At 69.0% G+C, this 21,787-nt stretch carries 20 protein-coding genes and 3 pseudogenes; 9 read left to right on the plus strand and 14 right to left on the minus strand.

What is annotated here, in order from left to right:
- Positions 1-145 precede the first annotated feature (145 nt).
- Entirely contained in the window at positions 146-436 is a 291-nt protein-coding gene (locus ACIPSA_RS30045) for a hypothetical protein (RefSeq protein ID WP_402639945.1), read from the plus strand.
- A gap of 630 nt (positions 437-1,066) precedes the next feature.
- Here the strand turns inward: ACIPSA_RS30045 and ACIPSA_RS30050 are convergent.
- The gene (locus ACIPSA_RS30050; protein WP_402639947.1) at positions 1,067-1,774 is read right to left on the minus strand and encodes a transglycosylase SLT domain-containing protein; all 708 of its coding nucleotides are present in this window, start codon (positions 1,772-1,774) and stop codon (positions 1,067-1,069) included.
- 427 nt (positions 1,775-2,201) lie between these two features.
- On the opposite strand from ACIPSA_RS30050, the pseudogene ACIPSA_RS30055 reads away from it, so the two are divergent.
- Both ACIPSA_RS30055 and ACIPSA_RS30060 read left to right on the plus strand, forming a co-directional pair.
- Positions 2,202-2,273, plus strand: a pseudogene (locus ACIPSA_RS30055) (hypothetical protein); the annotation flags it as partial.
- A 154-nt stretch (positions 2,274-2,427) separates the two neighbouring features.
- On the plus strand, positions 2,428-2,586 hold the full coding sequence (locus ACIPSA_RS30060; protein ID WP_402639949.1) for a hypothetical protein: 159 nt from the start codon (positions 2,428-2,430) through the stop codon (positions 2,584-2,586).
- A gap of 7 nt (positions 2,587-2,593) precedes the next feature.
- Here ACIPSA_RS30060 and ACIPSA_RS30065 read toward each other — a convergent pair whose 3' ends face one another.
- From ACIPSA_RS30065 to ACIPSA_RS30080, 4 genes and pseudogenes are all read right to left on the minus strand, one after another.
- Positions 2,594-3,322 carry a putative zinc-binding protein gene (locus tag ACIPSA_RS30065; protein ID WP_402639951.1) on the minus strand — a complete coding sequence of 243 codons (729 nt, stop codon included), beginning with the start codon at positions 3,320-3,322 and terminating at the stop codon, positions 2,594-2,596.
- A gap of 181 nt (positions 3,323-3,503) precedes the next feature.
- Positions 3,504-3,968: a hypothetical protein gene (locus ACIPSA_RS30070; RefSeq protein WP_402639953.1), complete on the minus strand. Its 465-nt coding sequence runs from the start codon at positions 3,966-3,968 to the stop codon at positions 3,504-3,506.
- A 296-nt stretch (positions 3,969-4,264) separates the two neighbouring features.
- Complete coding sequence (locus tag ACIPSA_RS30075; RefSeq protein WP_402640509.1) at positions 4,265-4,477, minus strand: DUF4287 domain-containing protein; 213 nt, start codon at positions 4,475-4,477, stop codon at positions 4,265-4,267.
- A gap of 111 nt (positions 4,478-4,588) precedes the next feature.
- Positions 4,589-5,212: pseudogene (locus tag ACIPSA_RS30080) on the minus strand (DUF998 domain-containing protein); the annotation flags it as partial.
- 130 nt (positions 5,213-5,342) lie between these two features.
- Between ACIPSA_RS30080 and ACIPSA_RS30085 the strand changes: the two are divergent.
- The 3 genes from ACIPSA_RS30085 (at position 5,343) to ACIPSA_RS30095 (ending at position 6,813) form a co-directional block, all read left to right on the plus strand.
- Positions 5,343-5,963 (plus strand): TetR/AcrR family transcriptional regulator, encoded by a 621-nt coding sequence (locus tag ACIPSA_RS30085; protein WP_402639955.1) that lies wholly within the window; start codon positions 5,343-5,345, stop codon positions 5,961-5,963.
- A gap of 83 nt (positions 5,964-6,046) precedes the next feature.
- A complete protein-coding gene (locus ACIPSA_RS30090) occupies positions 6,047-6,265 on the plus strand; it encodes a hypothetical protein (RefSeq protein WP_402639957.1) in 219 nt (72 codons plus the stop codon).
- A 227-nt stretch (positions 6,266-6,492) separates the two neighbouring features.
- Positions 6,493-6,813 carry a hypothetical protein gene (locus ACIPSA_RS30095; RefSeq protein WP_402640512.1) on the plus strand — a complete coding sequence of 107 codons (321 nt, stop codon included), beginning with the start codon at positions 6,493-6,495 and terminating at the stop codon, positions 6,811-6,813.
- Between the two features lie 511 nt (positions 6,814-7,324).
- On the opposite strand, the gene ACIPSA_RS30100 is transcribed toward ACIPSA_RS30095, so the two are convergent.
- Together ACIPSA_RS30100 and ACIPSA_RS30105 are read right to left on the minus strand one after the other, a co-directional pair.
- The gene (locus ACIPSA_RS30100) at positions 7,325-8,446 is read right to left on the minus strand and encodes a sensor histidine kinase (protein ID WP_402639959.1); all 1,122 of its coding nucleotides are present in this window, start codon (positions 8,444-8,446) and stop codon (positions 7,325-7,327) included.
- A complete protein-coding gene (locus tag ACIPSA_RS30105) occupies positions 8,443-9,108 on the minus strand; it encodes a response regulator (RefSeq protein ID WP_402639961.1) in 666 nt (221 codons plus the stop codon). Before ACIPSA_RS30105 ends, ACIPSA_RS30100 begins: the two co-directional genes overlap by 4 nt.
- Before the next feature lie 265 nt (positions 9,109-9,373).
- Between ACIPSA_RS30105 and ACIPSA_RS30110 the strand changes: the two genes are divergently transcribed.
- Complete coding sequence (locus tag ACIPSA_RS30110) at positions 9,374-10,585, plus strand: DUF418 domain-containing protein (protein WP_402639963.1); 1,212 nt, start codon at positions 9,374-9,376, stop codon at positions 10,583-10,585.
- 499 nt (positions 10,586-11,084) lie between these two features.
- Here the strand turns inward: ACIPSA_RS30110 and ACIPSA_RS30115 are convergent, their stop codons facing one another.
- Positions 11,085-12,449, minus strand: a complete 1,365-nt coding sequence (locus ACIPSA_RS30115) for a phosphatase PAP2 family protein (protein WP_402639965.1) — start codon at positions 12,447-12,449, stop codon at positions 11,085-11,087.
- Between the two features lie 213 nt (positions 12,450-12,662).
- Here ACIPSA_RS30115 and ACIPSA_RS30120 point away from each other — a divergent pair, with 213 nt between their 5' ends.
- Positions 12,663-12,956, plus strand: a complete 294-nt coding sequence (locus tag ACIPSA_RS30120) for a hypothetical protein (protein WP_402639967.1) — start codon at positions 12,663-12,665, stop codon at positions 12,954-12,956.
- Between the two features lie 378 nt (positions 12,957-13,334).
- On the opposite strand, the gene ACIPSA_RS30125 is transcribed toward ACIPSA_RS30120, so the two are convergent.
- From ACIPSA_RS30125 to ACIPSA_RS30145, 5 genes are all read right to left on the minus strand, one after another.
- Positions 13,335-15,044: an LCP family protein gene (locus ACIPSA_RS30125; protein ID WP_402639969.1), complete on the minus strand. Its 1,710-nt coding sequence runs from the start codon at positions 15,042-15,044 to the stop codon at positions 13,335-13,337.
- A gap of 717 nt (positions 15,045-15,761) precedes the next feature.
- Complete coding sequence (locus ACIPSA_RS30130; protein WP_402639971.1) at positions 15,762-16,442, minus strand: lytic transglycosylase domain-containing protein; 681 nt, start codon at positions 16,440-16,442, stop codon at positions 15,762-15,764.
- 92 nt (positions 16,443-16,534) lie between these two features.
- The gene (gene mgtA / locus ACIPSA_RS30135) at positions 16,535-19,207 is read right to left on the minus strand and encodes a magnesium-translocating P-type ATPase (RefSeq protein ID WP_402639973.1); all 2,673 of its coding nucleotides are present in this window, start codon (positions 19,205-19,207) and stop codon (positions 16,535-16,537) included.
- On the minus strand, positions 19,200-19,562 hold the full coding sequence (locus tag ACIPSA_RS30140; protein WP_402639975.1) for an ArsR/SmtB family transcription factor: 363 nt from the start codon (positions 19,560-19,562) through the stop codon (positions 19,200-19,202). The genes mgtA and ACIPSA_RS30140 overlap by 8 nt, the downstream gene beginning before the upstream one ends.
- Positions 19,563-19,706: 144 nt before the next feature.
- On the minus strand, positions 19,707-20,831 hold the full coding sequence (locus ACIPSA_RS30145; protein WP_402639977.1) for a TerD family protein: 1,125 nt from the start codon (positions 20,829-20,831) through the stop codon (positions 19,707-19,709).
- A gap of 234 nt (positions 20,832-21,065) precedes the next feature.
- Between ACIPSA_RS30145 and ACIPSA_RS30150 the strand changes: the two genes are divergently transcribed.
- Entirely contained in the window at positions 21,066-21,332 is a 267-nt protein-coding gene (locus tag ACIPSA_RS30150) for a GlsB/YeaQ/YmgE family stress response membrane protein (protein ID WP_402640513.1), read from the plus strand.
- A 24-nt stretch (positions 21,333-21,356) separates the two neighbouring features.
- On the opposite strand, the pseudogene ACIPSA_RS30155 reads toward ACIPSA_RS30150, so the two are convergent.
- A pseudogene (locus ACIPSA_RS30155) lies at positions 21,357-21,542 on the minus strand (DUF664 domain-containing protein); the annotation flags it as partial.
- Positions 21,543-21,787: the final 245 nt, after the last annotated feature.

Genomic DNA, 21,787 nt, shown 5'->3' on the forward strand with positions numbered 1-21,787 from the left:
TCAACAGCGTCGGCGTGGGTGCCACGAGGGTCCGGCCGACGGTCTCTTGAACAGGCTCGAAGCGGCGGGGCTCCTCCCACAGAGCCGGGAGCGGGGGCGGCAGAGGGGCGTCGAGTGCGCACACGAACCGATTATGATCTTGGTTATGTCTGTGCAGAACTCTGACAAAGCCCTTTCCCGTAAGCAGAGGCTTCAGGAGAAGCAGCGCCGCCAGTTGGCGGTGGTCGACACCGTGGACAAGGCCGAGGCCAAGGTCCGCAAGGCAGAGGTTGAACTGGCCTTGGCTGTCACCGAGGCAGTGCAGGTGTTCGGCAACGAGCAGTCAGCGTCCGAGGGGCTCGAAATGCCGGTCGAAGCGATCCAGCGCTTCCTAGGCCTGGCGCAGGACGAAGCGGCCAGTGCCGGCAACGTCACCGAGATCGCCGACAGATCCTGAGCCTGGCGGTCGTGGGGAGCCGTGCCGCGAGATCGGTGTCGACGGCCCGTATCGCGTCGATGTTCCCGAATGGCGTGCGCTGCTGCTCGCGGATCGCCGCCGGCGAGCCCCGATGCGGCCCGATGCGGTGAGCTGGGAGACGACCTGCCCAGCCCGCCGTGGTCTCGCCTGCACTCGCCGGGCCGCGGAGTCATAGGGCCGGAAGCGGCTCGGGTACAGGCATGGCAGAGATTCTCGCGGGCGTACGGCAGGTACGCCGACTCGATTGATACCGAGCCGTGCCCGAGCGGGCTGCTTCCGGGGCCCTCCGGCCCCCGCCGCCTCGCCACCTCTGACGACGATCCCGTGTACAGAGCTGGTTGCCAAGGCCGCACCGCCCCCGGCGGCCAGATCGTCATCCACGACTGACGTAGCAGGCAGAAGAGCTGATTCACCCGATGCAACAAGGCATATCGCTCGGAGCGAGGGCCGTAGCCGTCAAGCGGTGCGAGGTCCATGTTGTCGCGCCCTGGTAGAACTGGGCAGCGCTGTCAGGGTGCTCCCGCGGCCGTCAGGCATCGGAGCCCCTCACCGAAAGGACGGTGCGGGGCTCCGAGGGAGTGAGCGGTCGCGCTCGAACAGACGCCCAACTCAGTATGAGTGATGGGCCTGCCAGTACGACCAGGCCTGGCAGGGGCTGCCGTACCTCTGATTCATGTAGTTGAGGCCCCACTTGATCTGCGTGGCCGGGTTGGTCCGCCAGTCGGCGGCCACACTCGCCATCTTGACGCCGGGGTATGCCTGGACGAGACCGTAGGCACCGGAGGAAGGGTTGACCGCCTGATAGTTCCAGGTGGACTCGTGGTCCACGATGTTGCTGAAGCACTGGAACTGGTCCGCGCCCACGATCTGACGCGCCATCGCCTGGATCTGCGCGACGGTGTAGGAGCTCCGGACCGGGAAACTGGAGGCGTCGCGTGTGGCGGAGCGGCCGGCCGTCTCCTGGCCCGCCTTGCGCTCCTCGCGCTCCTTGGCTTCCTTTTCGGCCTTCTGCGCAGCCTTGTACTTGGCCACCGCGTCCGCGGCGGCCTGCTTGCGGGCCGACGCCTCGGCGACCTTCCTGGCACTCGCGTCGGCGGCGATGGCCTGTGCGTCGGCCTGCTGCGTCAGGGACGCGGTCTGCACCTGAGCCTGCTGACCCGCCGGGATGTCAGCGAGAAGCGTCGTGCCGCCTGCTGCCGCCTCGGCGTCGCTGCCGGGCTGGACGGTGCTGCTTGAGGCAACACCGGTAACGGTGCCTACAGCGGTGACCGCCGTGGCCGAAGCCACTGCGAATCCCCGGACCGAAATCCGGCTCACGCTGGCCTCCCAACTGCGGGGTCACCGGCGACACCGGCCGCGACGACTGCGCCGAAACGGCCAGCAGTCCGACCGGCCGAACGGTCCGAGTGCATGAGATCCCCTTCCCATGTGAAGTGCGGTTATCGCCTCCTATACGCACGGGCCAGGAGCCGGGTTGCATCGGACCGGAACGTATTTTCGGGATCGAAGACGACCGGATCGTCGGGCTGTGCGGTATCCCACCATCCGGCCCCACCGAGGACCCCGCAAACGACGACCCGCCAAGCAGACAGCGGTTCTTGTCCCACGAGGTGCCGCCGGCCAACCGCAGGGTCAGGGCCAGGGTCGGGGGCAGCGCGCGGGCGGCTTGGCCCCGCCGGCGCAGCATGTGTCCGCGCTGGACGACCAGTTCCAGCAGAGCGGCTCGTACGGCAGCAAGCGCGGCATGTTCGATCCGCTGTGCGTGCCCGGCCGGCACCGGCGTGACAACGCGCTGGAGCTGCGGCTCGCCGCGTCCCTGGAGAACCATCTGCGGATCGAGAAGGGCAAGACGCGCTGGTTCCCGCTCTGGCGCGCCCGGCCTGACCGACTGAGGGAGCACCCCCGTATCGCGCCAGGCGGCCCGGACCACCGACCGGCGGCTGCGTCTGCACCACTGCCCGTTCCGCGAGGTGGCCCAGCGCCGCCCCGACATCATCTGCGCCATCCATCTCGGCCTGATGCAGGGCACGGTGGAGACGCTTCGGGCCCCGCTGACCGCGGAGAGCCTGGAGCCCTTCGTCACCCCGCATCTGTGCGTGGCCACCCTGCGGCGCGCCGAGGGGGCCTGAGCTCCCGTCAGGAGTGCGGCCCCGAACCGGTCTCCTCGGCGATGCGGGCGATCAGCCCGTCGAGCACCTGCTCGGCCTGTTCCGGGTCGAAGTCCTCACCCAGCCGCTTGCGCACACCGTCGTCGCTGAGGAGATGGTGCACCACCGGCTGCACATCGTGCCGGGCAAGGCAGTTGCGGGCGCACTGGAGCACGCAGCCGTCCACGGCGATGACGGGGCGACCGCTGCGGGCCTTGCGGACCAGGCTCGGCACGTCCCCGCCGACACCGGCGATGCACGACATCTCGGCGATGCCGCGCCGGTCGAGCTGCACGGCGATCCAGTTGGTCATCTGGGCCGCGCTCGAACAGCCCGAGCAGGAGTAGACAAGGGGCAGATCACGACGACGGTTCACCCGGGGGCCTCGCTGGTTGCGGCGGACAGTGTGCGGCGCGGCGGTGTGCGGCACGCGCCCCGCGAGCCTAGGCCGGGCGACCGTCGGCCGCGTGGGCCCAACGGGGTAGGTATCGGCCCGTTGGACTCCCCCTGCGGTGCCGAAAGACCCCCCTCCCCCGAAGGTAGCCCCGACCTGTGGCCGAAGGTTCCCGGCGGAACTGCTTGCCCCGGTCGCGCTCCTGGCGCCGGGCTTCCGGGGGGAGCTCGCGACGGTAGTGGCGCTCCCACTCGGCCTGGCGGTAGCGGCGCTCCCCCACTCGGCCTGGCGGTCACGGCGCTCGCGGTAGGCCTGGTGCGTCACGGGAGGGCCCTGCCGCCCCTCGGTTCCCTCCCGGCGTTGGGCTCACGACCGCGCTCCGGTGAGCGCCCTGTCATGGCAGGCGGCCACGCAGAAGACGGCTGGATGCGCCCGCCACGCGACGCCGGTCGGGCAGAGAAGCGAGGACATCGAAGTCTGCGGCAGGGCGCTGCGCTTTGGGCCTTCAGCCGGCCATCGGGTCAGGCGAGGGTTTGCGGCCGTCGGCTGATGCCGTCGCCGCGGCGGCCTCCCTCACGCCGCCGGCCAGCACCGCTGCCGTGAACACGATCAACGGGACCTTCCAGCCCCACGGGGCGAATGTGATCACCGGCACAAGGAACATGGCGTGGACAGAAGACACAGCGAACGCCGCTCGTGCCCAGCCGCCGCCGACTGCCGGGTGATGTGCGGTCGCCCGGTGGCGCCACCACAATCCGGCTGACACCGCCGCAACGGCGGCCATCACGGCAGCACCCAGCCGCGCCAGATCGGCATCGGTCACGTCGGAGTCGAGCGGGGCCGGATCAGCGGTGTGCACGCTCAGCAGGACCGCTGCCCAACTGACGGCCGCGCCGGCCAGCAGGAGGGCCAAAGCTTCCGCCCGCCGTCCAGCCCAAGACGCCGGGAGACGTGTGATGTTCAATTCCATGTCTCACTCCATGCCTCATCCCGACCGCCGTTCGCAGCCGGGACCCGTGATCACCCCAACAACTGCTGAATATATCGGCAACCGGTATATGGTCGAGTCTTGATCGACCAACCTCAGACGCATCAAGCCCCGGCAGCCGGGTCTGCAGATCAGCGTGGGCAACGACGAGCAGGAACTGCAGGGCGAGGCCCCTGGCGAACGTGCCCCTCAGCGGCTCCAGCCGCCCCCGGACTTGCCGGAGGCGGCGGTCTGTCCGTTCGGATGCCGACGATGGGGCGGCTCTGGCGTGGTGAGGGCTACCGATTGGTGTCTTCGGCCAGGGTGTGCGCTACCAGTGCATTGGCGTGGCCGTGCCCCAAGCCGTGTTCGGCCTTGAGCCATGCGACGAGTTCCATGTGCTTGGTCAGCGGTGAGGTGCGGATGAGGTCTTTCCACTCCGCTATCGGACGTCCGTACTTTTTCTCGATCGAGGGGAAGTAGCTGGCGGGACCCTTCACAGGTGCGGTCATGGGGTGTTGTCTCCTGTCGGTTCGGTGCGTTGCCGTCTTGGTGAGTGTTGAGCGCGTGGTGAGGCGGGAGCGGTTACCGCTGTGCAGTGGGCATCGGGCGGACAAGGCAGTGAGCCAGAGCAGGCCGAGTCCCGCTCCGGCGGTGAAGGCCGCCACCGAGGCAGAGGAGGCGGCGAACCCGGCGAGGACGCCAACGGGCACCAGCCGGGAGACGAGGGACCAGCCGCGTTGGCCGTGAGCGATGAAGTACCGGGCCAGCACAAGGAACGCGGCGCACAGCGCGAGGTAACCGGTCACGGCGGCGACCATGTGGGCGGCTCCGTGTGCGCTCAGGGTCCCGGCCGGGGCCTGAGGAGCGCCCGCCGGGAACCCGGCCCCGGGGTCGGGGGCGAAGAACGCGGCCAGGAGAAACGACGCGCCGAAGATGCCGATCAGCCGCGGCGCCCAGGTTCCGCCGGGCGCACCGCGCAGCACCTGGAATATCCCGGCTGCGCCCGCTATCACCAGAACACCTGTGAGCAGGAAGACGGTTACCTGGATCCAGCCGAGGGCGCCGAGGCTGAGCTGGCTGAGCGCGTTGCGGGTGAAATCGAAGCCGTTCCGGGTCAGCCCCTGGGCCACACCCGCGCAGAGGAAGAGGGGACCTGCGGTGATGCCGCCGGCCAGCAGGAGCCGCGGGACGGACCGAGCCGCGGCGGGCTTGTCGGCGGGCGGGGCGCTGAGCGTGTGAGCCATGCGAGGTCTCCTGCTCGGGGAGAAAGTGAGAACTAGACGGTGTGGTACCGAACGGAACTGGACGGTACAGTACTCACACGGAAACTAGACTGTCCAGTACTAATGATTGCTGCTGACGATTGGAGGAGGCGTGGAGGCCAACGCGCAGGGGCGGTCGGCCCGCAAACACCAGGCGATCATGGAGGCCGCCACCCAGGCGTTCATGGAGAAGGGCTACGCCGGCACCAGCATGGACGACATCGCCAAGCTGGCCGCGGTGTCCAAGCAGACCGTCTACAAGCACTTCGCGGACAAGGAGAAGCTGTTCGCGGAGATCGTCCTGGCCACCACCGACCGGGTCGACGCCATGATTGACCTGGTGGCGGACATCCCCGCCGACGCCGCCTCGTTGGACGAGAACCTCAACCGGCTCGCCCGCCGCTTCGTGGGCACGCTCACCCAGCCCCAGGTTCTGCAGCTGCGGCGCCTGATCATCGCCAACGCCGAAGCGTTCCCCGAGCTGGGCACCGCCTGGTACGCGCAGGGTTTCGAGCGGGTCCTGGACACCCTCGCGGCCACCTTCAAACGCTTGGCCGACCAGGGGCTGCTCCGCATGGACGATCCGCTCCTGGCCGCCAACCACTTCGCCGGCCTGCTCCTGTGGATCCCGGTCAACAAGGCGATGTTCACCGGCTCGCCCCAGCACACCGAGGCCGACCTCGACCACTACGCCGCTGCCGGCGTCCGTGCTTTCCTTGCCGCCTACCACTGATCATCGCAACGAAGCACCCGTCTCGCCCCGAAGGGGATCGCTGGCCTGTACTGGTCAGCCAGTCCCTGGGTGGGCACACCGCCATGCTCACTGCCGCCGCGCACTCCGAACTGATCGGTGCACTCGCCCTCGTCGTGGCAGCTCCTGGCGGCCCGAACCCCGATGCCCAGACCGAGATCGGTGCATTGCTCGACGCATGGCCGATACCGTTCCCGTCGCTACCGGCCGCCACCGAGTTCTTCGGCGGCGGCCCGGTCGGCGCAGGCTGGGCAGCCGGACTGGAGCGCCAGGACGACGGATAGTGGCCGCGCTTCGACCGCGAGGTGATGATCGCCTCACCTGCCGAGAACGCCCGTCGTTCCTTCTGGGACGAATGGGCCGGCATCACCTGCCCGACCCTGGCCAACTGGGCCTCAGCTTGCGGGAAGTCTGGTGCTGCACGTATATCGCGTTGTGGGTGCCGAGGCACCGCCATAAGGTCACCGGCATGTCTCTACGTCTTCGTATGCGTCAAGCACTGCCGGAAGCGATGCGCGCCCGTGACAAGGCCGCGGTGAGCGCCCTGCGCGCAACACTTGCTGCGCTGGACAACGCTGAGGCGGTGCCCGTGGACGAAGCAGAGCTCCGTGGCTTGGCCCTTGAACAGTCACCGGTGGGTGTCGGCGTCACGGAAGCAGCGCGGCGTGAGCTGAGCGAGCGCAGTGTGGTGGATGTCGTGCGCGCTGAGGCCGCCGAGCGACTGGAGGTTGCAGCGCAGTTGACTGCGCCCGCGCACGCCGACCGAGCCGCGCGGCTCCGCGCGGAGGCCGCGGTGCTGCTTCGCTTCCTCGATGGTCCCGGGACCGCATAGGAAACGGCGTCGCGTCGCGCCCTGGGGCGACGCAGGGGCAGGGCTGGGGGAAGGTACCGCCACCGGGTGATCATCGGGGGTTGCGTGGACTCCTGAAGATCGTGCGGTGGCCGCGGGCCAAGGCGTGTACCCCGTCCGTCGGCGGGCGATGTTCGACCAGGTCACGGCCCGGGTCGCGGGTCGGTTCGGGCGGGTGGAGCCGCAGGCGACCGCCCGCGCCTACCTGCTCGGGCTGGTATCGGGTGTCGAGCGCAAGAACTGTCGGCTCTATCCGCCCGAGCATTCCTGGTGCTCTGCCCCCGAACGCCACCACACTGCCGGGGAACCCGACGAGGTGCAGTTCGTAACCAAACCCCGCCTGGCTGCGCACTGGCCGGTCCTGTCGGTCCTGCCAGCCGCCGCCGGGGGTGCTGGCGACGGCGCTCGGGCTCGGCACGCTGGTGGAGTTCGCGGACTTCAAACCGCTGCCCGCCGACTCACCAGTGAAAAAACATCGGTAGATGACGACCTTTCAGACATCCCCGTTCGCCGGGACGCGCAGGGCCACCCTGTACCCGCCGCTCGCGGTCGTGCCCGTTTCGAGGGCACCGCCGAGGAGTTCTGCTCGCTCCCTGAGACCGATCAGGCCCTGCTGAGAGCCGGGGAGGGGAAGGGCGGAACGGGTGGATGGTGTGTTGGTAACGGTGACCAGGAAGGTTCCGGACTCGTGGCGGAGGCATACGGTCGCGGTAGCCCCAGGGGCGTGCTTACGGACGTTGGTGAGGGCTTCCTGGACCGTGCGGTAGATCGCACGCTGCACGGGCGTGCCGATGTCAGGGGGAAGTTCGCCGGTCAGTTCGGTGTCGATCCCGCTCGTGGAGATCAGCTTGTGCAGGTCGGCCAGAGTGGGCTGGGGGGTCAACTCGGTGGCGCGGCCGCCCGAGGCGCGCAACAAGGTGACCATGTGGCGCAGTTCGTCGAGGGTGTCGACGCTGAGGGAGCGGATGGTGCGGGCGCCCTCCCTGACATCCGGGTCCCTGGCGGCGACTTGGAGTGCGCCCGCCTGAACGGCGATGAGGCTGACCTGGTGGGAAACGACGTCGTGCATCTCGCGGGCGAGCTGGGCGCGTTCGCGGCCGAGGACGGCTTGGGAGTGCAGGAGTCGTTCGTGCTCGCGGGCCTCCCCGATCTCGACGAGCCGGCGCGCCAAGTCCCTTCGGGCCTGGACCAGTTGCCCCAACAGCACGGGCGCGGCGGCGGTGGCGAGCGTGTAGAAGAAGTAGACGACGGTCCAGGTGCGTTCGTGTGCGGAGACGCTTCCCAGAGGCCAGGGGGCGGCGGAGGCGAGCGCGAACAGGACGGCGCAGACAGTGAGCAGACGGCGGTTGCGGGAGCGTTCCGCCAGGGAGAACAGGGCCGCGAAGGGCGCGAACACGATGTCGAGCATCAGGCTGGCGGGCAGCGTGAGCACGAACACCGTGAGCGGGAAACGGCGGCGGGCTGCGAGTGTGACGCAGGCGAGCGCGGCCATGGCCTGAGCGGCGGCGGACGAGTCCTCCAGGCTGAACAGCACGTCGGCAGCCGCGACGGCAACGACGACGACGTCGAGGACCGGGGCGGGGATGCGTGCCCACCAGGCGTTCGGCGCAGTCATCGGCCCGGCTCCGGGCGGCGCCGCGTGTCGGCGTCGCGCAGTCCGGCCCGCTGGGCGAGCAGCGCAGCCTGGACCCGGCCGGTCACCCGCAGCTTGGTGAGGATCGCGCTGACGTGGTCCTTCACTGTGCCCGCGCTGAGGTGGATCCGGCCACCGATCTCGGCGTTGGACAGCCCCTGCGCGACCAGCACGAGCACCTCGCTCTCCCGGTCACTAAGCCGTCCGACGCGGCCGACCTCCTCCTCGTCGGCCGCCGCGGCCCCCGGGTGGCTCTGCCAGACCGCCCGGGACGCCTTCGGTGACATCACCACCCCGCCCGCCGCCAGCGTCCGTACCAGTTGGGCGAGTTGATCGGGCTCGGTGTCCTTCAGCAGGAAGCCGGCCGCACCGGAACGCAGCGCGGTCAAGACGTACTCGTCGGCGTCGAACGTTGTCAGCATCGCCACTATAGGAGGCTCCTGCAGCGAGCGGAGCCGCCCCAGCACGGTCAGGCCGTCCACGTCGGGCATACGGATGTCGAGAAGCACGACGTCTGGCGTCTCCCGCCGCGCGGCATCGACCGCCCCGGCGCCGACCGTGGTGGCGACGACCTCGATGTCGTTGGCTGCGTTCAGGATGAGGCGGAAACCGGACCGCACCAAGGCCTCGTCGTCGACCACCATCACCCGTATCAAGTGCGTTCCGCCTTGTTGAAGTTGTCCATGCCGTCTGTGAGATCCATGCGGTCGCGGGAGCCGCACAGCGGTGTCGATTGTCGCTATGGCGACCGTAGAACGACAAACGCCCTGTGGAGCGGCCGCGTGGGCCGTACCCGCCACTCGGGGGGTGCGTTCCGACCGGCCGGGGGGACCGTGGCCGTCCGGCGGCGGGGGCGAACCGGACACCTGCCGGATTACCCGGGCCCGGGCCGCTCTCAAGCCTGGAATCATGACCCAGAACGCAGACCACACGGCGCTCGCGCTGCCAGCCGCGGCACAGGTACCGGAGACCACAGGCTCCTCGACCGGACGTCTGATCGGGGTGGACCTCGCGCGGGGACTCGCGGTCTTCGGTATGTATGCCGCGCGCGTCGGCCCGGACCCCTCCCAGGGCGGTGTCACTGGCCACCTCATGGAGTTGGCGCACGGCCGTGCCTCCGCGCTCTTCGCCTTCCTGGCCGGTTTCTCCATCATGCTCATCACCGGCCGCCGCACCCCGAAGACGGGCCGTGCGGGGCGCCAGGCGGTCGCCAAGGTGGTCATCCGGGCCCTGGTGCTGCTGGCCCTGGGCACCGCGCTCACCCTCAGCGGTACCCCGGTGGAGGTGATCCTTGCCTTCTACGGCCTGTACTTCCTGCTCGTCCTGCCGCTGCACCGGCTCGCCGCCCGCCCCTTGGCAATCATCGCCGTGGCCGGCGCACTGGTCCTGCCGCAGATCCTGTACTTCGTCCAGCACGCCCTCGCCGACGCCGAACCCGGCGGCATCTGGACCTGGCCGGCGGGCGGCGACGGCATCCTGTCCCTGCTTTTCACCGGTAGCTACCCGGCACTGGCCTGGATCCCCTTCGTCATCGCGGGCATGGCCGTGGCTCGCCTCGACCTCGCCGCCACCGCCGTGCGCATACGGCTCGCGCTCACCGGTGCCGGTCTGGCCGTCCTTGGGCACAGCGGCTCGTTCCTGGCCCTGCACCTGGTCCCCGGCGCGCTGACTGCGCTCGGTGAGTCAGGGTGGGGTGAGGGTGGATCGGCCGCGTCGGCCTGGTGGTCCGACACCTGGGGCTACCCCAGCGGCAGCACCCCGGCCGGTCTCCTGGTGGCCTCTCCCCACAGCGAGACCACTCTGTCGATCTTGGCCAATACCGGCGTCGCGATCGCAGTCCTGGTCGGCTGCCTTGCTGCCGTCGACGCCTTCCCGCGCTTCCGCCGTCTCGCCCACCCGGTCATCGCCGTCGGTTCGATGTCCCTGACCGCCTACGTCTTCCACGTCGTAGGCATCCGTGTCCTCGGCATCAAAGAACTGCCCGGATCTCCGCTGCATGTGCTGCTGGGCTTCATCGTGGCCGTGACCGTCCTTGCCACGCTCTGGTCCCGCCGTTTCCGGCGCGGCCCTCTGGAGTGGCTGCTGGCCAAGGCCACCAAACCAGCCCAGCTGGTCCACTGATCCAGTCTTCCCCGTCCCGCACCTACTGGCGATACGACCCGCGCGCAGCAGCTCCTCCGCTGACGGCGCCCAGCTCGTTCCCTCTGCTGAGCGAACGGGCTGTGAGCTCACGGCATCGGTCTCGCCGACAGATCCAGGCGCTCCCCGCGGAGGCGGGGGGATGAGCAGGTGCCGTGCAGCGGACAGCAGTAGCTGGTAGGCGCGAGCAGGTCGTCGTGACCCGGCCGGCCGCGTCGTAGGTCGTGGTGGTGCGCGTGACCGAGTTCGCCGTCCCGGTCGTCTCGGGGGTGTTGCCCCCCGGTCGTGCTCGATGGCCTTCGCGGACAGTTGGGATGGGTGCGTAGCTGGTCATCCGGTGGATGGATGTCGCCATTTCCGTTGCCCGGAAGGTCGTTCGAGAGCAGTGCCTTGTCAACGTACCTGCCCTGCCGATACCCGATGGTCCTTGCGTGCCCACGCGCTTCTTGATGGCCCGCCTCCGTCTTGCGGGACAGCGCTCTTACGGGACAGCGCTGAGTTCGGGTTGCCGTTCTGGTTGCCGCGCCAGTGTGGCCCTCGGTTCCCACCGTCTGGTGGTCCGTAGGTAGCCGTGGACCACTGAGCCCATCGCCAGAAGGAGAAGTGGGCCAAACACCCACGGATGCTGGGCCATTTCCATCGGCAGATAGCGATACGACATCAAGAGCGCGGCGAAGACCACGGCGCCGTAGGCGACCAGCTGGATTCCTGACCGATCCCAGCCACGGTCGAACGAGCGCACAGCTGCCTCGACCGTGAGCGCGAAGACCACGCCGGCAATGAGGTCCGCACCGTAGTGGTAGCCGAATCCCAGCGTTGCGCCGAGCGTAGCAATCAGCCAGAAGGTACCTGCGAGTCGCAGAATTCGCGGGCCCTTGCGGGAATGAATGAAGATCGCGGTAGCCCACGCGGTGTGCAGGCTGGGCATGCAGTTGCGAGGGGTGATCTCGTCGTACGGCACCGGGAACGGGGTATTGACCGGCGGCGGCGTGTCCGGCCAGAGGTTGGCCACCGCCCAGTGCACCCCGCCGGTGCCGGATGCGCCTGGGCCGTACGCGAAGACCGGTCCCACCACCGGGAAGAGCATGTAGATGCCCGGCCCGAGGAGACCGATCACCAGAAAGGTGCGCACCAGATGATGGCGCGGGAAACGACGCTCCACCCTCACGTTTCGCAACTGGTACAGCGCGACGACGACCGCGGCCACCGCAAGCTGAGCGTAGACCCAGCCGAGAAGATGGTTGCCGATCGGGCCGGTGGCCCTGACCATCCGGCCTACCAGCCATGACGGGTTGCCCAGCGCGTGATCGGCGGTTGCCACGTACTGATCGAGCACCATGGGGCGGGTCTTTGACGTGATGAGTAGCCAGGTGTCGCCCGTCTTGCGGCCGGCCACCAGCAGCAGGCCCAGCCCGACGCCCTTCAGCAGCAGGACACGTTCGCGGCCGGTGCGACGCGTGACAGCGATGACCGCATAACCCAACATCACCCACAACGCGCCATTGCCGAAGAAATGGCCGTCGGTCGTCTTGGCATCGACCGCCCACCGCACCAGTACGAAGACGACGTCGATGCCGATCGCGACACCAGCCGCGATAAACCGTTGCCGCCAGGTGAGCACCACCATCATCAACGCCATACCGGCATACAACGGCCCCGGCTTGGGGGCAAATATGACCTCTTTCACCTGATTGGTCATCGGCCCCGGTGACCCGGTGTAGCGACGCGCGGCGATCTCCAGCACGATGAGGAATCCAAAGGCCGCCACACCGACCGTGGCCCACAGGATCGCCCGCGGTCGACGTCGGGCGGCGAGCGTGATTTTACCGTTTATTCGCGAGAACAACCGCGAGGCTATAGGAGTCAATTGTTTGGCCGATTTATTAGTTGTTGGTCGAATAGGTCACTTCGTGCCGGATAGCATGGCTTTCCGATGAGGGACGAACGATGAGGGCGCTCATCGAGAACCGATCATGCCATCGGAGCGGTGCCGGTCACGGGAAGCGTCCGCCCGGCCGCCCGGAACTGACGGGCACATACTCGATCTTTTGTGTGAGATGTGGCACACCGTCACCCGCCCGAAGAGGTCGACCAGCTCAAGAAGGCGGTCTCCCCGTGCACCGACATCGCGCTGCGCGACGTCGCCGAGCTCATCCTGATCCGGGGGCGCACCGGAGACATGCCGCCACGAATCCGGGCCGCGCCGGAGGACGCCCGGCCGGCAGCTGGCCAGGCACATGATCGGCCGGACCTAGCCGCCGGGGTCGACGTCCGGGCACGCCTCCCGAGTGGCGGCATCCGACCACCGGGCGTACGCCACCCAGGTGCCGTCATCGGCCTGATGCAGACGTGACCCGTAGCTGCCGCAGCGCTTGTGCCTCGCTTGCGTCACGCGGTGCCAACCAACAGCGAACTGCTGTTCCTTGCCTTCGTGTAAACGCCACCGATAGATCACCGCCAACATGACACGACCTCCCCGTACAACCCCCACGCCTCCGGAATCCGGATGGCATGCCCTACCTGCCTATCTCACACTCCGTATCAGAACTGTACATGTCAGCCTGGCTGATAGGGCGAATTCTGATGATCGCGACAAGACCACAGTCACAGGCGGCGCTCACCTCGGCTGGGGTGTCGACGATCACCGGCTTGATGACGCCGACGTCGGCGGAGTGCATGCCGTCGGCTTCCGTGGCCGCACAGGAACGGACAGCGCCGGCGCTCGGCGGCTTCACTCGTCGGAATCGGGCCTGCTGCTCGCCGCCGTGTACGCCTGGGCCGGCGTCATGGCGACGCCGTTGAGGCTGACCGTCTTGTAGGGGCTGACCTTGGCGCAGGCCTTGGCCTGGTCGGCGGTCTGGGCGTGGGCGTTGGAGACCGCCGTCTTCGTGTCGGCGGACGTGTGCGAGGACGAGCTGCCCGGGTAGCTGGTTCCGCTGGGCCAGTCGCTGCCGACCACCAGAGTCAAACCACTGCCTGTGCCCTGCTCGAGGTGCGAGGCGGGCAGGCCCAGTGCCTTGGCGGCCGTGCGGGCCTCGGCCTTCTGCCCGGCACCGTACGTGAGGGTGGTGGAGGTCGCGGGGCTCGGCGCGTTCGCCGTGGTCGTACCGGAGCTGAAGCCCTTGCCGGTCAGTGCGGTCGCGATGGCGGAGGCGCGGCCGGTGAGAGTGGTGCCGTTCTCCACCGTCACCGCGATCTGCGAGGCCGGCACGGCCGAGGCGGCGGCCGTCGACTTCGCGGCCGCGGAGGCCGCTGCGGACTTCTTGCCCGAGCCGGTGGTCAGCGACTGGTCGTTGGCGATGGTCGCGAACAAGCTCTTGGCACCCGACCCCACCACCACACGATTGCTGTCGGTCGGGTCGGGGGCCGTCTGCATCGTCGTGAACGTCATCCGCTTCGTCGGAACCTTGTTCACGTCGGCAGCGAGTCCGATCAGCTTCCTCACGGTGCCCAGGCCGTCGTCCACGGTCAGCGCCTTGGTGGCGGCGTCCGCGAGATCGTAGACGGCGGTGGGGTCGGTGAGCGTGCCCGCGCTCTTGAACTTGCGGATCATGGCGCTGAGGAAGATGTGCTGGGAGACGGTTCGCCCGAGGTCGCTGCCGTCGCCGAAGCCGTGCCGGGAGCGGACGAACTCCAGCGCCGCGACCCCCTTGAGAGTGTGACTGCCCTTGGACAGCTTCAGGTGCGAGTAGGTGTCGTAGACGTCGTCGCTGACGCACACCGAGACGCCGCCAACCGCGTCGGACATCTTCACCACGCCGGAGAAGTCGAGCTTGACGAAGTGGTCGATGGGGATGCCCGTGAGCTGGTGGACGGTGGCCACCTGGCAGGCAGGACCGTACTGGAGCGCGCTGTTGATCTGACCGTAGTAGCCGGACGTGGACTGGCCGGTCCTACTGTCCTTGCAGGCTGGGACCTTGGCCATGGTGTCGCGGGGGATGCTCATCACCGTGGCGTTGGAGCGGTCGGCGGATATGTGCATCACCATCTGCACGTCCGCGTTGCTGCCGGTCTGCACTCCGGTCTTCGAACAGCCGCCGCCAAGCTTGCAGTCCGCCTTGCTGGTCCGCCCGTCCGAGCCCATCACCAGGACGTTGATCGGGGTACGGCCGAACGCGTCGGCCTTCTCCGTGCCGCCCTTGCCGTCGAGCGCAACGCTGTTGATGTTGCCGTTGAGGTGCTCGTAGAACCACCAGCCGACCCCGGCCGTGCCCAGGACCAGGAGCGCCAGGCATATCCCGGCAATCTTCAGCACCCGCCTGCCGCGCCCCACCGGACGGGCCCGGCGCCTCGGCCGGCTGCCGCCGCGCGAGGCGGCACGGGCCGCGGCCCGGCCACCGGCAGAGCGCGCTCCGTCGGCTCCGGCCGCACGCTGTCCGGGCACCCGGGCGTTGCGGCTGCGCGTTGCCTGGCTGCCCGGGCCGTCCCACGGGTCGCTCATCTCCCACTCCCATGAACGGTCGGGCCTGTCGGGCCGGCCGTTGGTGTGCGGCCGGGCGTCAGCGGCGGTGTGCGGGCAGGCGGAACAGGTGCCCAACTCGGTTGCCTACTTGCGCAATCTAGCAAACCCACGTCCGGGACAGCACAGATACCCACACGATTCACAGGTGAGGCATCTCATGGAACCGCCCTCCGCGCCGGAATGTCTTCTTCTGAAACAGTGCGGTGGCGCAAGGCGTGTCCCCTTTAGCCTGCCCGGTGATCGCGTTCGTACCGTCGGCCGACGCCGGCCTTCAGGAACGAGTTGGGGTGCACCATGCGATGGAGTGGTCACCCGGCAGGGGTTCGGTGTGTGGCGGCAGTGTACGTGATCGGGTTTCTGGAAGGGACCGGAGCCCATGCGGCTGGCCGCCCTATTGATCATTCTGGGCCGCCCGGGAGGGCCGCTGCTCGCTGGTGTGGTCATGCTCGCGGACCTGGCCGGTAACTGGCGCGGGTTGCCGCACAGGGTCCTTCGACCTCAGCCACGGCAGCGCCCGGCCGCAGATTCGCATCGCGTACTCGCTGCTCCCAGCGCGGCATTAACGCCCTTCCTTACTTATATCGAGAGGAAAGCCCTCATTTCGGTCACTGCACATTGCTGCCAGCCGATGTCCGGTACCCGGGAAGACCGGACGGGACAGTCGGCCGGCGTTCCGCTCAGGGTTTCTTCGATGCCTCAGCCTGCAGTGACCGCCCTTCCCGCCTTGTCCCAGTTCGCGTGCAGCCGGTCCAGGTACGACCGGGCCTGGTTGCCCAGGCTTGCGCCTCGGGCGAAGGCGAGCATGTTGCTCGCACCGGTGTTGTACCCCAGGGCCAGCAGGTCGTTCCTCGTGTACGAAGCGGGCCAATGGGCAGGCAGTTGGGCCACCAAGTCGTGCAGGTACCAGGCTTCGGCTTCGATGGCGAGGTCACGGTCGTCGGACAGTTCCTCCCAACGGCGGTCGGCGAAGTCCCGGCCCTGCTTGACCTCGTCGAAGGTGGCGCGGTGCATATTGGCGATGCCGAAGGCGGCGTCCGGCTTGTATTTCTGCCAGGCCCGCTCGAAGGCCGGGTCGTGCGGCTTGTACGCCTCGTTGTAGAGGATCGCCATCAGCAACTGGGCGCTGACACCGGTCTGACGGGCCCGGGTGCGGACTTGGGAGGCGTAGTCGGCGGGGTCGTACGACGAGGCGGTCGTGGGCGACGGGGACAGAGCGGAGGACCTGGCCGACGGCACCGGCGGGGAGGTGGACGCCTTCGAGGGGGGTGACGTGTCGCCCTGCGGGGTGCCGGCCGCACGCACGATGACGTACAGCACCAGGGCGAAGACCGGCACCACCAACCACCTTCGGCGCTTCGGTGTCCGCGACTCCGACATGTCCCGCCTCCCTCCCGCCTCACCCTCGGCCGTCAACCTTGTACAGCAGCGGGATTAAGACGGGTGTGAGGCGGCGCGCCGGGCAAGCACGATCACCTGGGTCGGAGCACCGGAGCAGGGCCGCTGCCGCCGCGTGACACGTAACGCGCCCTGCCCGCCAGAAGGCCCGCGGCGTAGAGGAGGAGGACAGCGGTCAGCAGCAGGTAGTACACGGCCGGCAGGGCGGTCAGGCCGAGACGCGGCCCCAGCAGTGAGGGGGGCAGTGCCAGTCCGATGACGCCGAGGGCGATCGCCCCCCAGACGACTGGGCTCGGCCTGCGGTGTTCGGCGGTACGGCGGCCGGCGCGCAACAGCACCATCACCAGGGCCTGGGTGAGCAGGTTCTCGGTGAACCAGCCGGAGTGGAACACCGCCTCGTCGTCCCCTGTCCCCGGCCCGTGCAGGGCGAGCGCGAGGACGCCGAAGGTGGCAAGGTCGGCGACGGCGTTGAGCACACCGAACCCGGATATGAAGCGCAGGAGGTGCCTTGGATTCAGCACGGTCGGCCGGTGCAGCACCAAGGGGTGGGGGCGGTCGTGGGCGAAGGTGAGCTGGGCGGCGTCGAAACACAGGTTCTGCAGCAGAACCTGTGCCGGAAGCATGGGCAGGAAAGGCAGCAGCAGACCCGCGGAGAGCATCGCGAGGACGTTGCCCAGGTTGGACGACAGCGTGATGCGCAGGTACGTGGCGATGTTGCCGCCCGCGAGCCGGCCCGCGGCGACGGCGTGGGCGATCGCGGTGAGGTTCTTCTCCGCGAGCACCAGGTCGGCGCTCTCCCGGGCCACGTCGGCGGCGTCGCGCGGGGCGATGCCGACGTCGGCGGCGCGCAGGGCGGGCAGGTCGTTGACGCCGTCGCCGAGGAACCCCACCGTGTGCCCCGCCCCCTGCAGGGCCTGGGTGATCCGGGCTTTGTGGTCCGGCGTGCAGCGCGCGAAGACCGTCGTACGACCGGCGGCTTCGGTGAGCTCCGCTTCGGTGAGGGCGTCGACGCGATCGGCGGTGAGCACGGCGTCCTCATCGACGGGGATACCCAGGTCGAGGCACGCGCGGACGGCTGTTCCCGAGTGGTCGCCGGTGAGGACCTTGATGGTCACGCCCCGGTCCGTAAGGACCTTGAGCGCGTCGGAGGCGGTGGGCGCGAGCTCGTCCCGCAGGGTGACCAGGCCGCGGAAGGTGAGGCCGCGTGCGTCGGCCGTGGTGTAGTCGCGCCCCCGGGCGGAACGCTCTGCGGTGGCGACCGCCAGGACACGCACCCCGCTGTCGGCCTGCCGGGCGGCGAGGTCACGCAGCCGTTCCCGCTCGTCGTCCGCGAGTACACAGCGTTCCAGGACCGCCTGGACGTCTCCCTTGACGACCAGGGTGTGTGTGCCGAGCCGGCCGGGGGTGCGGACCACTGCGGTGGCGAGGCGACGGTCGGGCGCGAAGGGGACGGCCGCGACACCGTCGTATGCCGTGAGCTCCTCCTCGTCGGCTGCGTCCAGGATCGCCTCGTCGAGGGCGTCGGGTTCCGGCAGGTCGGCGAGTTGGAGGGTCCACCACGCGTTGACGGCGGCCCAGTGCAGGACCTCGGGGTCATCCTTGCCGTCCGGGCCGAGGGCGCGGTCGGCGACCGGCCGGTCCTGGGTGAGGGTGCCGGTCTTGTCCAGGCACAGCACGTCGACGGCACCGACGTCGTGCAGGGCGGGCAGCCGCTTGACGATCACCCCGTGGGTATGGGCGAGCAGTGAGGCGCCGCGAGCCAGGCACAAGGTGACGAGGACCGGCAGCATTTCCGGGGTCAGCCCGACCGCCACCGCTACGGCGAATGGCAGCGTCTCCAGGCCGCGGCCTCGTAGCGCCGCGTTCGCCATCAGCACCAGCGGCGGAGTCAGCAGCATGAACCGGATGAGGATCCAGGAGATGCCTTGGACGGAACGGTCGAAGGCGCTTGCCCTCGGTGGAACCGCAGCGCGTTCGTGCGAGGCGGCGAACCGGGTGCGGGCGCCGGTCGCGATGACGACTGCGGTGGCACTGCCGGAGGCCACGCTGCTGCCCTGGAAACAGAGCTGCGGCTGCTCGTACGCCCCGCCGCTGCCGCTGGTCGGGCAAGGCAGCTCATCCGCGGATTTGGCGACAGGTGCGGATTCTCCGGTCAGCGCGGCCTGGTGCACGGTCAGGCCGCCGGCCCGCAGCAGTCGTACGTCCGCCGGCACCAGGTCGCCCGGTCCCAGCCGGATCACGTCACCGGGCACCAGCTCGGCCACGGGTACCTGTCGGGTCACCGGGGCGGCTGCCACGTCGTTGCGCCGCACAACGGTGGCGGTCGTGGCCACCAGCTCACGCAGCGCGGCCGTGGACCGGTCGGCCCGGTTCTCCCCGGAGGCGCGCAGTACGCAGCTCACCACAACGAGCAGAAGGATCAATGCGGCGGTGCCCCAGGCGAAGACGGCTGCCGACACCAGACCCAGGCACCCCAGTACCGCGGTGAAGGGGTCTCGGAGACTGCGCACGAAATGCTGCAGCCAGTAGGCTTCGCGTCGGCCCGGGGCGGCGTTCTCGCCCAGCCGGGCCAGACGCTCCTCGGCCTGCGCCTCTGTCAGGCCGCGCGGGCCACTGTCCAACCCACGCAGCACCTCCAGCACAGTCGGCGCGGAGGGTCCGGGTGGGGCCGCCTCGTGGTACGCGAATACGGCCGACGGGCCAGGCGCCTCGGTGTCCTGCCCCGAAGCTGCGGTGGTCTCAGCCACCGGTTCCGCGCAACTCGCGCACCGGTGCGAGGGAATGCTGCGAACGTACGGTCAGCTGTCCGACCATGACGCGCACCACGGTGACGATGTCAGGGTCATCGACGTAATAGACCTGCCGTCGGCCCTCGCGGCGGGAGCCCACGAGTCCGGCGAGCTTCAGCTTGGCCAGGTGCTGGCTGACCGCGGGCAGCGCGCCGCCCACCCTGTCGGCGAGGTGCGTGACGTCGCTCTCTCCCTGTGACAGAGCCCACATCAGGTGCAGCCGTGCCGAGGAGGCAAGGAGCCCGAACGCCGCCGCCGCCTCGGCAAGGACTTCCGAGGACGGATCCTCGAAACCAGCGGCGTTCCCCGTCACAGTTCTCTCCCGTCCCGCCCACTTCACAGCCGACACCACTACGCCACCCAGTCTAGGTGTCCGATTCCTCGGCGTTCGTACGCTGCGAAAACACCCGGCCGTCCTCACCGGTGAGGATGGCCGGGCAACGGTGCAACCTCGTGGTCAGTCCTCGTAGTAGTTGTTGACCACCACGTCGGGTTCGTCGTCGTCGAACGCCTCGTTCAGCAGGGCTCCGCCGATAAGACCGGCCGCGCCGGCACCGATCAGCGCGCCGGTGCCGAAACGGCGCCCACTCCCCTGCTGCTGGTGGTCGTAGTGCTCGTGGTGCTCGTGGTGGTCGTAGTGCTCGTGGTGGTCTGCGTACGGCTGACCGTACGCCTGCTGCGGATAGCCCTGTGGCGGCATGACCTGCGGGTAGCCCTGCTGGGGCGGTGTGTAGAACGGCGGCGTGGTGGCCTGCACACGCTGGGCGCAGCCGCCGCACGCCTGTACGGGCCTGGGCACACCCCACTGCGGGGACCATGTCACGGTCGTCATGCCCGGGCCGTGGTTGGGGTCGAAGAAGCACGTCACGGAGGAACTCCCTGTGGGTTGCGGCGAGGGGGCGAAGGCCGGCACAGGCGGGGAGACGACGGCCGGCATCGGTGCCGTGGACGTCGGCGCGGCACATGCTCGAGGGCCTGCCGGCGGCGCGGTGAGCGGGGAAGGGCTCGCGGCCGTCTCGCGCAGGACGTCCACGCCGTAGTCGGCGGCGATGCCGGCGAGCCCGGACGCGTAGCCCTGGCCGACCGCGCGGAACTTCCAGTCCGCCCCGTGCCGGTACAGCTCGCCGAAGACCAGCGCGGTCTCCTTCGACAGGCCGTCTGCCGCGAGGTCGTAGCGGGCCAACTCCGTGCCGGTGTCCTGGTCGAGGATGCGGATGTGGGCCCGGTGTACCTGCCCGAAGGTCCCGCCGCGGCTCGCGGCTTCGTCAAGGGAGACCGGGAAGACGATCTTCTCGACGTGGGTGGGAACCCGGGTGAGGTCGACGTGGATCTGCTGGTTGTCTCCGCCGATGGGGCTGCCGCCGCCGGCGTGGCGCACCGATCCGTCGGGACTGGTCAGGTTGTTGAAGAAGACGAAGTACTGGTCGGACCGCACCTTGCCCGACTGATCGCACAGCAAGGCGCTGGCGTCCAGTTCGTAGCCGGTGGTCGCCTGCCAGCCCAGCCCGACCGTCACAACAGTCAGGCCGGGGACTGGCTTGCCCAGCGACACGTTGCCGCCCTTGGTCAGGGACACACTCATGCACGGCCTCCGCAGCTGCTTCCGCTTTCCGCCTTCATCGCGGTCAACGCGACCCCAGCCCCTTCCAGTTCCCGGATTGCGCAATGTAATGAGTGAGTGACAGCACCTCATCGGGATCGCCACAAGGATGGCTGCACTCCCGGCAGTTGAATAGGTTTGCGCAATCAAGCAATCCGAAAGGGGCGTGGCGTGCGGTACGTCCCGCCCGGCACAACCCGTCTGGAGGACAACATCGTGGGCATCATCAGCTGGATCATCCTCGGCCTGCTCGCCGGAGCCATCGCGAAGATCCTGCTGCCCGGCCGCGACCCGGGTGGCCTGATCGGCACCACCCTGATCGGTGTCGCAGGCGCCTTCATCGGCGGCTGGCTCTCCGCCCGCTTCCTCGACCGCCCGGTGGAGAAGCACTTCTTCGACCTCTACACCTGGGGCGCGGCGATCGGCGGCTCCCTGGTGCTGCTCATCGGTTACCGCATCCTGTTCGGCAACTCCCGCGACTGACCCCGTCGGTCTGAGGCCCGTCGGTCACAGGTGGGCGGCGATGGCGGGCATGGGAAGTCGACTTCGGTACGTCTCCCACCAGGCCGAATCGCCGGGCGGCAAGCTGTCGCTCCCGAGCCGCTGTCCTGCGGTCCCATCGATGAGTTCACGAACGATGTCGGCATGCCCAGCATGCCGCTGAGTCTCGGCGATCATGTGGACAAGAATCCGAGTCCGTCCAGCGATTCCAGCGCCCGGCGCCGGGCCTGACGGGCCGGGCGTTCCGGTGAGCTGGGCGGCCAGGGCGACGTTGTTGATCGCGGGCAGGGCGTCGATGAGGTTGACGGACTGGAAGATCATGCCGATCCGGCGGCGCCGGAAGACCTCCGGCCCCGTCTCGTTGATCCGGCTCAGGTCCTCCTCATGCACGCGCACCTGGCGGGCGCTCGGCCGGTCCAGCCCGGCGGTCATATTGA

Source organism: Streptomyces sp. NPDC086549, from assembly GCF_044746205.1.
Taxonomy (GTDB): domain Bacteria; phylum Actinomycetota; class Actinomycetes; order Streptomycetales; family Streptomycetaceae; genus Streptomyces.